Source organism: Dokdonia sp. Asnod1-B02, from assembly GCF_045063955.1.
GTDB lineage: Bacteria > Bacteroidota > Bacteroidia > Flavobacteriales > Flavobacteriaceae > Dokdonia.
In genome coordinates, this window is sequence record NZ_JBEFNW010000002.1 from 354,822 (window position 1) to 368,178 (window position 13,357).

General features: G+C 36.8%; 13 protein-coding genes. 6 read left to right on the plus strand and 7 right to left on the minus strand.

Going from position 1 to position 13,357, the window contains the following annotated elements; genetic code table 11:
• The first annotated feature begins 130 nt into the window (after nucleotides 1-130).
• Nucleotides 131-901 (plus strand): hypothetical protein, encoded by a 771-nt coding sequence (locus ACJJVU_RS01565; protein ID WP_405221553.1) that lies wholly within the window; start codon nucleotides 131-133, stop codon nucleotides 899-901.
• Nucleotides 902-963: 62 nt separating this feature from the next.
• On the opposite strand, the gene pyk is transcribed toward ACJJVU_RS01565, so the two are convergent.
• The 6 genes from pyk to ACJJVU_RS01595 all read right to left on the minus strand — a co-directional run bounded on the left by pyk (nucleotide 964) and on the right by ACJJVU_RS01595 (nucleotide 6,942).
• Nucleotides 964-2,391 carry a pyruvate kinase gene (gene pyk, locus ACJJVU_RS01570; protein ID WP_298323267.1) on the minus strand — a complete coding sequence of 476 codons (1,428 nt, stop codon included), beginning with the start codon at nucleotides 2,389-2,391 and terminating at the stop codon, nucleotides 964-966.
• Nucleotides 2,391-2,867, minus strand: a complete 477-nt coding sequence (locus ACJJVU_RS01575) for an IPExxxVDY family protein (protein ID WP_013750591.1) — start codon at nucleotides 2,865-2,867, stop codon at nucleotides 2,391-2,393. The genes pyk and ACJJVU_RS01575 overlap by 1 nt, the downstream gene beginning before the upstream one ends.
• Before the next feature lie 105 nt (nucleotides 2,868-2,972).
• The gene (locus ACJJVU_RS01580) at nucleotides 2,973-4,607 is read right to left on the minus strand and encodes a sensor histidine kinase (RefSeq protein ID WP_405221558.1); all 1,635 of its coding nucleotides are present in this window, start codon (nucleotides 4,605-4,607) and stop codon (nucleotides 2,973-2,975) included.
• Nucleotides 4,608-4,700: 93 nt separating this feature from the next.
• Nucleotides 4,701-5,438 (minus strand): ribonuclease III, encoded by a 738-nt coding sequence (gene rnc / locus ACJJVU_RS01585; protein WP_405221561.1) that lies wholly within the window; start codon nucleotides 5,436-5,438, stop codon nucleotides 4,701-4,703.
• A 6-nt stretch (nucleotides 5,439-5,444) separates the two neighbouring features.
• Nucleotides 5,445-6,698, minus strand: a complete 1,254-nt coding sequence (gene fabF, locus ACJJVU_RS01590; RefSeq protein WP_108877517.1) for a beta-ketoacyl-ACP synthase II — start codon at nucleotides 6,696-6,698, stop codon at nucleotides 5,445-5,447.
• A 10-nt stretch (nucleotides 6,699-6,708) separates the two neighbouring features.
• On the minus strand, nucleotides 6,709-6,942 hold the full coding sequence (locus tag ACJJVU_RS01595) for an acyl carrier protein (protein WP_013750595.1): 234 nt from the start codon (nucleotides 6,940-6,942) through the stop codon (nucleotides 6,709-6,711).
• Nucleotides 6,943-7,119: 177 nt separating this feature from the next.
• Between ACJJVU_RS01595 and ACJJVU_RS01600 the strand changes: the two genes are divergently transcribed.
• The 5 genes from ACJJVU_RS01600 to ACJJVU_RS01620 all read left to right on the plus strand — a co-directional run bounded on the left by ACJJVU_RS01600 (nucleotide 7,120) and on the right by ACJJVU_RS01620 (nucleotide 11,983).
• The gene (locus ACJJVU_RS01600) at nucleotides 7,120-7,713 is read left to right on the plus strand and encodes a phosphoribosylglycinamide formyltransferase (RefSeq protein ID WP_405221564.1); all 594 of its coding nucleotides are present in this window, start codon (nucleotides 7,120-7,122) and stop codon (nucleotides 7,711-7,713) included.
• Nucleotides 7,710-8,105, plus strand: coding sequence for a hypothetical protein (locus ACJJVU_RS01605; RefSeq protein WP_298323278.1), 396 nt, complete (start codon nucleotides 7,710-7,712; stop codon nucleotides 8,103-8,105). Before ACJJVU_RS01600 ends, ACJJVU_RS01605 begins: the two co-directional genes overlap by 4 nt.
• Before the next feature lie 160 nt (nucleotides 8,106-8,265).
• Nucleotides 8,266-8,901: a viroplasmin family protein gene (locus ACJJVU_RS01610; RefSeq protein ID WP_405221568.1), complete on the plus strand. Its 636-nt coding sequence runs from the start codon at nucleotides 8,266-8,268 to the stop codon at nucleotides 8,899-8,901.
• Nucleotides 8,902-9,109: 208 nt separating this feature from the next.
• Complete coding sequence (locus ACJJVU_RS01615; RefSeq protein WP_405221571.1) at nucleotides 9,110-10,042, plus strand: PfkB family carbohydrate kinase; 933 nt, start codon at nucleotides 9,110-9,112, stop codon at nucleotides 10,040-10,042.
• Between the two features lie 42 nt (nucleotides 10,043-10,084).
• Complete coding sequence (locus ACJJVU_RS01620) at nucleotides 10,085-11,983, plus strand: amidophosphoribosyltransferase (RefSeq protein ID WP_405221574.1); 1,899 nt, start codon at nucleotides 10,085-10,087, stop codon at nucleotides 11,981-11,983.
• A gap of 524 nt (nucleotides 11,984-12,507) precedes the next feature.
• Here ACJJVU_RS01620 and ACJJVU_RS01625 read toward each other — a convergent pair.
• Nucleotides 12,508-13,116 (minus strand): superoxide dismutase, encoded by a 609-nt coding sequence (locus ACJJVU_RS01625; RefSeq protein ID WP_405221577.1) that lies wholly within the window; start codon nucleotides 13,114-13,116, stop codon nucleotides 12,508-12,510.
• Between the last annotated feature and the right edge of the window lie 241 nt (nucleotides 13,117-13,357).

The window sequence follows — 13,357 nt, forward strand, 5'->3', positions numbered from 1 at the left end:
AATTCTCAAGCAATAATTAAATAGACCGCACGTTGTTGCGATTTTATCGTTTTTTTAACCTTTTCCATTTAATATTTGGCACATATCGTGGTTTCTATTGATAAATGTTTAATCTAAAAACTCATTCATCATGAAAATCAACACCATCATCCTCTCCGTAACCTGCTTCACTATCTTTTTAAGCTGTGATTCTTCAACAGAAAATAAGAATGAACATGCTACTCAAGAAACCCTTGCCATCGCAACTCCAAAAATCCTCGCGACTCCAACTCACTTTTATGTGAATTCCTCCTCTGGTTTATCACTAAGATCTGGAACAAATCTCACCTCAAAAAAAATTCTCACACTCCCATATGGTGCACAAGTATCTCTATTGAGTAATCCTGAGTACACAGAAATGACCGTAGATGGAATTACTGGTGAGATGATAGAAGTGAACTATCAAGGTGCAACAGGCTTTGCTTTTAATGGCTATTTAACGTCGCTTGCTCCACCGCAACCAAATGAAGGTCTAGAAGCATACACAAACCGCATAAGCACTCCAGAACACCCTATTAAAGTAATTAAGAAAGCTAATAAAAAGGGCGAGGATTATGGAATGACTACAACGCTAGAGCTTCCTGCAAAAAACTGGAATGAAGCATACCGAATTTCTCAGCGTCTCTTTAATCTTCCTAAAGGGATAAATCCTGAACTATCAAATAGAAAAGAACCAGTGACTATCATAAATGGAGATAAAAGAGATCGTACACAAACTGATCAACTTACTATCAATATTACTCCTAAGGGTGATATAGCAAATGTTACTTACTCCTATGCGCTAAGAGATTATAAACGCACTGTCGTGATTAAAAAATCTGATAATGCCTTTGTAATCATAGAGGAAGAAATATCTCTGTAAATCTCATTAACAAAAAAAAGGGTAGCCGCTGGCTACCCTTTTTTTATGCACTATACAGATAATTACGCCTCAGAAACTCGAAGTGTATTAACCATTCCTTTATCTAGTAATGGCATTGCTACTAGGTTGATAAGCATATCTCCTTTATCTACTAATTCTGTATTTAAAGCCATTTGTCTTATATCTTCTACCGTCTCATCTGTACTTACAAATTTGTCATAAAACAATGCTTTTACACCCCATAATAGATTAAGCTGTGTAAGTATGCGCTTGTTTGATGTAAATACAAGAATATGAGATGACGGTCTCCATGCAGAGATTTGAAAAGCTGTGTAACCACTATTTGTTAAAGTAGTAATTGCTTTTGCATCTATCTCATCTGCCATGTGAGCCGCGTGATAACATATTGCCTTAGTAATGTAACGTTTAGTCTTAATGTGTGGTGGTGCCTGCGGAACTTTAATAAGATCTGAATCTTCTACATTACGACATATAGAAGCCATCTTTTCAATCACCTGTACCGGATATTGACCTACAGAAGTTTCTCCAGAAAGCATTACTGCATCTGCTCCGTCCATTACGGAGTTTGCAACGTCATTTACCTCAGCACGTGTAGGCGTAAGGCTAGAAATCATTGTTTCCATCATCTGTGTAGCAATGATTACTGGTATTCTTGCTTTTTTTGCGCGCAATACTAATTGCTTTTGCACTAACGGCACCTCATGTGCTGGAATTTCTACACCTAGATCTCCACGCGCCACCATTAAAGCATCACAATAAGCGACAATCTTATCAATATTTGCTACAGCCTCTGGCTTTTCAATTTTGGCAATAATTGGTACTTTATGATCAGAGTGTTTCTTAATCAACTCTTGTAATTGCTGCAAGTCTTCTGCATGTCTTACAAAAGAAAGTGCCATCCAGTCCACCTTAAGTCCTAAAGCGAAAATTGCATCTTTTACATCTTTTTTAGTAAGTGCTGGAAGTGATATGTCTGTATTAGGTAAGTTTACCCCTTTTTTAGAACGTAACGGTCCTCCTTGAATTACTGTAGCCTCAACTTCTGTTTTACCATCTGTTTTATCAACTTGAAACATCAATTTACCATCATCTAGTAAAATGCGCTCACCTGCTTTTACGTCACGAGGAAACTGCTTATAATTCATATAAACACGATCCTTTGTTCCTTCAAATTCGCTTTCTGTTGAGAAGGTAATTTTATCTCCAGGATTTACAACTACCTCTTCCTTCATTTTTCCTATACGAAGTTTTGGCCCTTGTAAATCTGCTAGTATTGACGTGTTGTATCCAGTCTCTTCGCTTAGCTCACGAATCATAGCTACGCGCTCCTTAACATCCTCATAGTCTGCATGTGAAAAGTTAATGCGGAATACATCTACTCCTGCATTCATCATGTCTAGCAATACTTGTCGCTTACTAGTTGCTGGCCCTAGCGTTGCAACTATCTTGGTTTTTTTTCTTTTCTGCATTATTCAAAAATTAAGTGTTCTTTATTTTTTAACGAGCTTACGTCTACTTCATAAGCGGTAACAATATGTGATATTTGATTGAGAATTTTTAGTGCTTTAGCTTTCGCGAAAGCGTTACCATCCTCAACCACTTTTATAAAATAATCTACTTGTGGCATCTCAGGAATAAAGTAGGTAGTCTTAAGTGTTTTCTCTGATTCAAAAAGACCTACAACAGCCTTAGCTTCTACTTCTATCTTTGTCTTATTTGATAATACATAGTAATCTACGTACTGATGCTCATCATTAAATTCAAAAAAGGGATAGCTTGCCTCTTCTTCTCGATTGCCAATAATGAGGTCTTCACGAGAACGAGATAGTCTTAATCCAAGATTCTTATTAAGTAAGTATGCCAAGTAATAAGGCTCTAATGAACCATGTATAGCTATGAGCGTAAAGTCATAACCAATGGAGTCTTCCAAAAGAATTTTATACATTCCCATAACGTTTAAGCAAGTTAGAAAGATACAAAGAAGCATCCGAAGGAATACGTGAGAGGTATTAAAGTTACGTAAACGTTTTCGCTAGAAATTGTAAAATATTTAATCTAAAGGCAATGTGAATGTAACGAGAGTTCCTTTACCATCTTCACTTTCTATATGTAATTCTCCTTTATGAGCATTGAGATACTCATTACTTAAAACTAGTCCTAAACCTGAACCTTTCTCGTTTCTAGTACCCACCCGACTTGTGATTTCAGTTAAGTCAAAGAGACGTTGCTTGTCATGTTCTGGAATCCCTATTCCGTTATCTTCAATACTAAAAACAAACTTATTATCTAGCCTTGTAAGCTCAATAACTATGATATCATTATCGTGTGAAAACTTAATTGCATTAGATAGTACATTTCTAATTATGGTCGCCACCATATTTTTATCTCCTACTACTTCACCTTTAAAGCTTGACTCTAGACGTATATTGAGCCCTTTATTTTGAAGAGCATGATTTTGTATTTTAATTTGATCTTTTGTAATAGACATGATATCTAATGCAACAGGAGTAAATTCAACTTGATCTGTTTGAAGTTTTGACCATTTCAGAAGGTTGTCAAGTAATGAAATACTATTTCGGCTAGAGTCTTCAAGAGAGTTTATTATAGTGGTGGTTTGATTGTTATTTGCGTGTTCTACTTTTAACACATCTAAAAAGTTTATTACGGATGATAGAGGACCTCTAAGATCGTTTGCTAAAATTGAAAAAAACTTATTTTTAGTAGCTACTAACTCTGACAATCGGACTTTTTGTGAGGCAATAATTTTGTTCTTACGCTCATACAAATAATACTGACTTATCAAAAAGAACATAAATCCTAATATGGCGAGATACCACAAACATGATGTAACGCCTAGCGCTAAGAAACCTTCATGAGACTTCTTATAGGCGGTGCTTAACATAAATTCCTTATTGTAAAAAGGGACTACACTAGAGATATAGGTTTCTTCTTTGACATCAAAGTTTTTAAAAAACTCTGGATCCTCATTTACAGAATATATTTTTTGTCCATTATGGGCTCTACTACGATCAAAGTAATTACCGTTACTACTCTTAAACTTAAAGACAAAATCATCTTTATTAGTATGAACATATGCTTTATCTAAAATAGGGGCAAACTCTGCAATACTAGTTATATAACCCATAGAATTACCAAGGCTGTCCAAAACACCAAATCCTAATGGAAGCCCTACTCTACCTTCTAATAAATTTGTGGGGTCTGAGGCATAAAAATCACTCTTACGCATTAAAGAGTCCATTCTTGACATTCCTTCCTTACCTATAATTTTACCTATAGAAGTACCTACTAATTGTGCATTAGGTACAGGCTGCATGGTAAAGTCAAAAATAAAAATATGGCTCGTATCAATATATGAAACACTAAAGGGACGTTCCATGATAAGTCCACCTAGCTGCCGTTCTATAAAGGAAGATATATCGTTCTCAGTAAAGCTCCCATTAGATATTTCAATATAGCTTTTTACTCCAGAAATTAGAGTTGCATAATTATTAAGAGCTTCTTGAAATTCCTTTGCAGCTTCTCTATTTGCTCTTTCTAAGTTAAGTGTACGAGCAGCTTCCTCTTGTTGTATTATGCGAGATGTACCCCAATAAACAGCAATTGCCGTTATGAGTGCAAGGAATGCAAAAACGAGATAGTATCTCTTTGGAAATTTTACTAACATAAGGGGTGGAGCCCTAAGACTCTAATCTTTAATCTTCTAGGGGAAAAAGATGATTAAAAAGCTAATGTAGTAAAATCAATTAATAAACTTACGTTATTGAGTTTCAATTTCTCGTTGAAAAGCATAGAAGGTGCGTTTGGAGGCTATTTCTTCTGCCTTTTTCTTACTTGTAGCACGAGCTTTTGCAACAACCTTACCATCTATAAAAAGTTTTACTCCAAAATGCTTTACAGTGTCTTGACCAGTATCTTCAAAAGTTTCAAATTTAAATGTGCGCTTTTCCTTCTGGCACCATTCTATTAATACACTCTTGTAACTAATGATACGGCCCTCAAGCTTCTCTATATCTACATAGGGCTCTATAACACGTTTAGCTATAAACTTCTCGCAATATTTATAACCTCGATCAAGGTATATAGCGCCTACTAAAGCTTCAAAAAGATTACCGTGAATATTAACCCCAAAGTTATCTAGGGGTATACTTGCTCTCACATATCTCACAAGATTGAGGTCTCTGCCTAGCTCATTGAGGTGCTTGCGGCTTACAACCTTAGATCTCATTTTAGTTAAATATCCTTCATTACCACCTTGTACAGCATTAAAGAGATGTGCTGCGATAACTGACCCGAGCATTGCGTCTCCTAAAAACTCTAATCGCTCATAATTAAGAGGGTTTCCATCCTCCTTTTTAAGACCTAGAGAACGATGGGTAAAAGCTTTCTCATAGTACTTTATCTCTTTCGGTTTAAAGCCTATGATGGCATGCATTCGCATAAAAAAACTCCCGTCCTTTTCAGCACGAGAGTTAAATATTTTTTTAAATGCGCTCATTATAATCTAAGCGTCAAGTTTTTTAAATAATACGCAAGCATTGTGACCTCCAAAACCGAAAGTGTTACTCATTGCTACGTTTACTTCTCTCTTTTGTGCTTTATTAAGCGTTAAATTAAAAGAGGGATCTATATTCTCATCTACTGTAGTATGATTGATTGTAGGAGGAACAAGACTATGTTGCATCGCAAGGATAGCAGCAATAGACTCTATAGCCCCAGCAGCACCTAGAAGGTGTCCAGTCATAGACTTAGTAGAATTAATATTTATTTCTTTTGCATGATCACCAAATACTTTTTTGATAGCCTTAAGCTCTGCTACATCACCTAGTGGAGTAGATGTACCGTGTGTATTAATATGATCTACATCTTCAGGTGTTAGACCTGCGTCACGTAAACAGTTAAGCATTACTCGCTCTACACCTATACCGTCTGGATGAGGTGCCGTCATGTGATAAGCATCACTAGACATACCGCCACCTAGAACCTCAGCATAAATTTTGGCACCACGTGCCTTAGCGTGTTCATACTCTTCTAAGATTAATGCACCACTACCTTCTCCTAATACAAAACCATCTCTAGTTGCGTCAAAGGGTCTTGAAGCCGTTTCAAAATCATCATTTCTAGTTGACAACGCATGCATTGCATTAAAACCACCCATACCAGCCTGCGTTACCGCAGCCTCAGATCCTCCTGTAACAATAATATCACATTGCCCTAAACGTAAATAGTTAAAGGCATCTATCATTGCATTTGCAGAAGAAGCACAAGCAGAAACCGTCGTATAGTTAGGTCCCATAAAGCCATGCTTGATAGAGATATTACCGGGAGCAATATCTGCAATCATCTTAGGTATAAAGAAAGGGTTAAATCTAGGGGTGCCATCTCCAGCACCAAAGTTGAGGACTTCATTCTGGAATGTCTCCAGACCACCTATACCGGCTCCCCAAATAACCCCAACCCTAAATTTATCAACAGAGTCAAGATCAATGCCCGCATCACTGATAGCTTCATCTGAGGCTACCAGTGCATACTGAGCAAATCTATCGAGCTTTCGAGCTTCTTTCCTATCAAAGAAGTCGAGAGCGTCAAAGTTTTTAAGTTCACAAGCAAACTTCGTTTTAAACTTTTCTGCATCAAAATAGGTGATGGGCGCGCACCCGCTTTTCCCTGTAGAAAGTCCTTCCCAGTATTCCTGAATATTATTTCCTATCGGGGTAAGTGCACCAAGTCCGGTAACTACTACTCGCTTTAACTCCATAAATAAAGACTTATTTTGCCTCTTCTATATAAGATACTGCTTGACCTACTGTCGCAATATTTTCTGCTTGATCGTCTGGAATTTGGATATCAAATTCTTTTTCAAACTCCATAATGAGTTCCACTGTGTCTAGTGAATCAGCGCCTAGGTCGTTTGTGAAGCTCGCTTCCGTTACAACTTCGTTTTCGTCTACTCCTAATTTGTCTACGATAATCGCTTTTACTCTTGATGCAATGTCTGACATAATTTTCTAATTTAAATTTTTATTTAAGTCGCAAAAATAACAAACTTTACCGTTAAACAAGTTTGCAACTCAAAAATGTGAAGGTAATTTACGGAAATATAAAATAAGTTCCTTTCCATAACCTTCAAATAGTTACTAATATTTCTTTATTTCGCACCCACAACAGCAACAAGAAAAATGAAACGAATTGTGATTTTTGCCTCGGGTAACGGTACAAATGCCCAGCGTATTATAGAGTTTTTCCAGGATCGTACGGATGCACAAGTCGTGCAAGTTCTTAGTAACAATCCGCGTGCCAAAGTACTACAAAGGGCCTCAGCCCTTGATGTTGCTGCGTTTAGTTTTAACAGAAAAGCTTTCTATAAAGGTGATGATGTACTCCATCTTCTTAAAGCTACACAACCAGATGTCATCATTTTGGCAGGTTTTTTATGGCTATTTCCAGAAAAAATAATTTCGGCGTTTCCAGAAAAGGTCATAAATATACATCCAGCATTGCTCCCAGATTTTGGAGGAAAAGGGATGTACGGCATGAATGTGCATGAGGCTGTTTACGCTTTCGCGAAAGCGCAACACAACAAAAATCCTTCTCAAAAAGTATATACAGGCATCACCATACATAAAGTAACGCCAGAATATGACAAAGGAGATTTCTTATTTCAAGCCAAGGTCGAAGTAAGCCAAGAAGACACTCCAGAAGCAATTGCCGAAAAAATACACCAACTAGAACACGCTCATTTTCCAGAGGTGATTGCGGAATTTTTGAAATGAAGAATAAAGTAGCCAAGCTTTATGTTTATCAACTTGCATTTAGTTTTATCGCAGTAGTTGTAATCACTAATACGCGTACTTTATTAGTAGATGTGGATACGTATTCTGGGGCAAGGATTGGGCTGATGTCCCTAGTATATGCATTCTTATTTACATTACTAAATGCTTTTCTCAATGCATTTAATTTTTTCTATACCAACGACAAGCGACCTCAGTATGCATTTTTAATACCTGCCGCTCTTTGGATTATTATTTTGCTTTACGTTTTACACCAAAAATCGTTTGCAAATTCTAAATTTTGGAGTCGTAATTTGGATCTTATTATTTGGGTTCTGCCTATTCTCTATAATCTTTCCGCACGATATTTTCTCAAAAAAACCAAAATCGTCTAACTATTTTACTTTTACCCTTGATTTTATATTGGTATCCGAGGACCTAGATAGACGGATTAGTATCTTCAATTTCAAAGCAAATCATCAATTTCGTTTACTTTTGATTCTACACAACGCTTTCGGGATGAATTTCCCGCCTTCGCAGGAATGATATTAAACTATGGCAAAAACAAAAAAATTCTATGTAGTCTGGGAAGGTAAAAAACCTGGAATCTATGAGTCTTGGAAGGAATGCAAGAAGATGATAGATGGTTATGCCGGCGCAAAATACAAGAGTTTTGAAACCTTTGCCAAAGCAAAAAACGCATATAATGGAAACTATAACGACTTTAAAGGCTCCTCAAAAAAGAAAAAAGTACTCACCGCCGAAGAAAAAGCCAAATATGGCTTCCCCAACCTCTACTCTATTGCTGTAGATGCCGCAAGTTCTGGTAATCCAGGCATCATGGAATATCGCGGGGTAGATACTCAAACGGTAAAACAACTCTTTCACCAAGGGCCTTTTAAGCAAGGAACTAACAATATAGGAGAGTTTCTCGCACTTGTGCATGGTCTAGCTTATTTAAAAAAGATAGGTAGTGACCGTCTTATATATAGTGACTCCCGCATAGCAATAGGCTGGGTAAAAAAGAAACATTGCAAGACCAACCTCAAGCAAAGCCCAAAAAACAAAGATGTATTTGAACTAATCGCGCGCGCAGAGCAATGGCTTAAAACAAATACCTACATTACTACGATTGTGAAGTGGGAAACCAAGGCCTGGGGAGAAATTCCAGCAGATTTTGGGAGGAAATAAGTGTCAGTATGAAAAGAGAAAAAAAGAGAATTTACACAATAGCAATTTCGGCTTTCCTTACAATGCTTGTCATCAAAAACTGGGATACTATAAAAAGTTTTATTGCTAATTTATTTACGTAGTTGAAATTACATTTTTTCGCGAAAGCGGTCTCCTTAAAGTTGAGTTGTCAAACATTCAAAACCGTATATTTGCACAAAAATTATAGATGAGTAAATTGGTTATTGTTGGTTCTTGTGCATTTGATGCAATAGAGACACCTTTTGGAAAAACAGATAAAATTATTGGAGGAGCTTCTCCTTATATAGGACTTGCTGCGGCACAGTTTGATAATGTTGATCCAGCCATTGTTGCCGTTGTAGGTGATGACTTCCCTCAAGAATATCTTGATTTTCTTGCAGAGAGAGGAATTAACACAGACGGAATAGAAGTAGTAAAAGGTGGTAAAACATTTTTCTGGAGTGGTAAGTATCACAATGATATGAACTCTAGAGATACACTAGCTACAGAACTTAATGTACTAGCAGATTTTTCTCCTAAGGTTCCTGCATCACATAAGGAAGCACCTATTGTAATGCTAGGTAACTTACAACCACAAGTACAGCTTAGTGTTATTGAGCAAATGGAAGTAAAGCCTAAGCTTGTAATACTAGACACGATGAATTTCTGGATGGATATCGCACTTGATGAGCTTAAGACTACGCTCAAAAAAGTAGATGTTATCACTATAAATGATGAGGAAGCTCGCCAGTTAAGTGGAGAGTACTCACTTGTAACTGCTGCAAAGAAAATCCACGAGATGGGACCTAAGTATGTAGTTATAAAGAAAGGAGAACATGGAGCTCTTATTTTTGAGGGAGAAAATATGTTTTTTGCCCCTGCATTACCACTTGCAGATGTTTTTGATCCTACGGGAGCTGGAGACACCTTTGCTGGAGGATTTGCTGGCTATATAGCTCAAGCAGGAGACACCTCTTTTGAAACTATGAAGACGGCTCTTATTTATGGCTCTTGCCTTGCCTCCTTTACGGTAGAAAAATTTGGAACAGAGCGTTTACAATCTGTGACGCCAGAAGAAATAAAAGAGAGACTGCATCAGTTTAAAAAACTTGTGCAATTTGACATAAACATAAACAACTAAACCCTGCGCTCCATTTTTGGAGCGCTTTTGTTTTTACAAGCTATGAGTGACGCTATCAAGCATGAATGTGGTATTGCAGTTATAAGACTAAAAAAACCACTTGAATTTTACAAAGAGAAATACGGTACTGCTTTTTACGGGGTAAACAAGATGTACTTAATGATGGAAAAGCAGCACAATCGTGGTCAAGATGGTGCAGGTTTTGCTAGTATAAAACTAGATGTCGCTCCAGGACAACGCTATATATCTAGACAGCGATCTACAGCACAACAGCCTATACAAGATATTTTTGCAGAGATTAATGGTCGTATAAACGAGCTTATGACTGCAAATCCTGATAAGAAGGATGATGTAGCCTGGCAGAAGAGTAATGTTCCTTACATAGGAGAATTGTTACTAGGTCACGTACGTTATGGAACCTTTGGAAAAAACAGCGTTGAGAGTGTACACCCATTTTTGCGTCAAAATAACTGGATGCACCGTAACCTCATCGTTGCAGGTAACTTTAATATGACTAATGTAAATCAGCTTTTTGATAAGTTGGTTTCTTTAGGACAGCACCCAAAAGAGCAGGCAGATACCATTACAGTAATGGAAAAAATAGGCCATTTTCTGGATGATGAAGTTGGAAAACTTTATAAGAAATTAAAAAAGGAAGGATTTAATAAACAACAAGCCTCTCCTCAAATAGCAGAAAGGCTTAAAGTAGGTAAAATACTTAGAAGGGCTTCAAAAGATTGGGATGGTGGTTATGCAATGGCTGGACTTTTAGGTCATGGTGATGCTTTTGTTTTAAGAGATCCTGCGGGAATAAGACCTGCATATTATTTTGAAAACGATGAAGTAGCTGTCGTAGCTAGTGAGCGCCCTGTGATTCAAACAGCGTTTAACGTGCCTTTTGATGAAGTAAAGGAATTAGATCCAGGGGCTGCCGTAATCATTAAAAAGAATGGCACACTTACCATACAGCAAATTATAGAGCCATTAGAACGTAAGGCATGTTCTTTTGAGCGCATTTACTTCTCTAGAGGTTCTGATGCAGAAATCTATAAGGAGCGCAAAATGCTTGGACGTTTATTAATGCCTCGTGTACTTGAAAGCATTAATCACGACACCAAGAACTCTGTGTTCTCCTTTATTCCTAATACCGCCGAGACCTCTTTTTACGGTCTTGTAGAGGCTGCACAAGACGAACTAAATAAGCAAAAAGGACAAAAGATTCTTGCTGCCAAGGGAAATCTAAATGAAAGTGAACTAACAGAGATTCTCTCACAGCGTTTACGCACAGAAAAGATTGCCATAAAAGATGCTAAGCTTCGTACGTTTATTACAGAAGATAGTAGTCGTGACGACCTAGTAGCGCACGTTTATGACGTTACCTACGGTGTTATTAAGCCAGAAGACAAACTCGTAATTATAGACGATAGCATTGTGCGCGGTACAACGCTTAAGAAGAGTATTATCAAAATGATGGCACGCTTAAACCCTGCCAAAATTATTGTTGTGTCCAGTGCTCCTCAAATACGATACCCAGATTGCTACGGTATTGACATGGCGCGACTAGAAGATTTTATAGCTTTTAGAGCCGCGATTGCTTTACTCAAAGAAAATGGCAAAGAAGATCTTATACAAGAAGTATATGAAAAATGTAAGGCTCAAGTAGATCTAGATGACAAAGAAGTAAAGAATCACGTTAAGGATATATATGCTCCTTTTGAACAGAGAGAAGTTTCTAAAAAGATTGCAGAATTACTTACGGATAGCTCAGTAAAAACAGAAGTAGATATCATCTATCAAACGGTAGAAAACTTGCATAAAGCGTGTCCTGATAATCTTGGAGATTGGTACTTTACTGGAGACTATCCTACAGCTGGAGGTAACCGCGTTGTAAACAAAGCATTCATTAATTATGTAGAAGGAAATAAAGAGAGAGCCTACTAAAAAATATGCATTTGGTCTTAAAGATATCACAATTTAAAAATTATTTGTGTATTTCGTCTAAAATTTATGCCTTTGGTCTAAAACATACTGCTACTGACTAAAACCCTCTTATATTAGCATTGCCATAGCATAAGTAGGTTAAGTTCATGGTAGATTTGGGGCAAAAAAAGGTGGATCTTTCCACCTTTTTTTATGCCCAATTTTTAAAGTTTTAAGACCTCATCATTAAGCTTCAAATACAATCTTTAAAGTAATTAAGTTTTGATTGAAAAATTACTCTTTTTAGCCAACTAAACATATCTAATTGATAATGAGCTATCATTGCCAAATATAGGATTCAAAACCACCTTTAAAATAAAACCATATCAGTCTATATTTTTATTCTAAACCTGCCGTTTTATGTAAGTAAAAAAGTTGAAATAGAATTTACGCAAGAAATTAAAGAAGGAATTTACCTACAAACTGACTGCATAAAAAAGCCCACTATAAAAGTGGGCTTTAAGAATTAAAATAAGAGTTGTTTCTTATTTGTTCTGAGCATATAGTGCAGACACTTTTTCCCAGTTAATCACATTAAAAAATGCGTTTACATAATCTGGACGTCTGTTTTGATAATTTAAGTAATATGCATGCTCCCATACATCAAGTCCTAAGATAGGAAAACCTCCACACCCTACTTTAGGCATTAGTGGGTTATCTTGATTAGGAGTTGAGCATACCTCAACTTTTCCACCTTCGTGTACACAAAGCCAAGCCCATCCTGAACCAAACTGTCCTCCAGCTGCAGATGAGAATTTATCTTTAAAAGATTCAAAGTTTCCGTAAGCAGCATTTATTGCCTCGGCAAGTTCTCCCGTAGGTTCGCCTCCGCCGTCTGGTGACATTATTTCCCAAAAAAGTCTGTGGTTGTAAAAACCTCCACCGTTGTTACGCACAGCGGTGTTAGACATATCTAGGTTGATAAGTATATTTTCTATTGTTTTTCCGTTAAGGTCAGTTCCTTCAATAGCAGCATTAAGCTTTGAAGTATAACCCGCATGATGCTTACCGTGGTGTATCTCCATTGTTTTAGCATCAATATTAGGCTCTAGTGCATCTTTAGCGTATGGTAATTCTGGTAACGTAAATGACATTTCTTTTTCGTTTTTGGTTAAACTTCTTTTCAAATTTTAACAAAGTTACATAAAGTAAGCTACTCTTTATGTTATAGATTTCTTATAAAAGTTAGGTTTTGCTTTCGCGAAAGCAAAAAAAACATTTCTTTCAACTGTGAAACAGTCACTAGGTAATAAACTTACCACGTCTGCTATATTTTCTATTAGTCTCTTACTGTGAATTAAATATTACTAAGATAATGACAATACTATCCCTTTT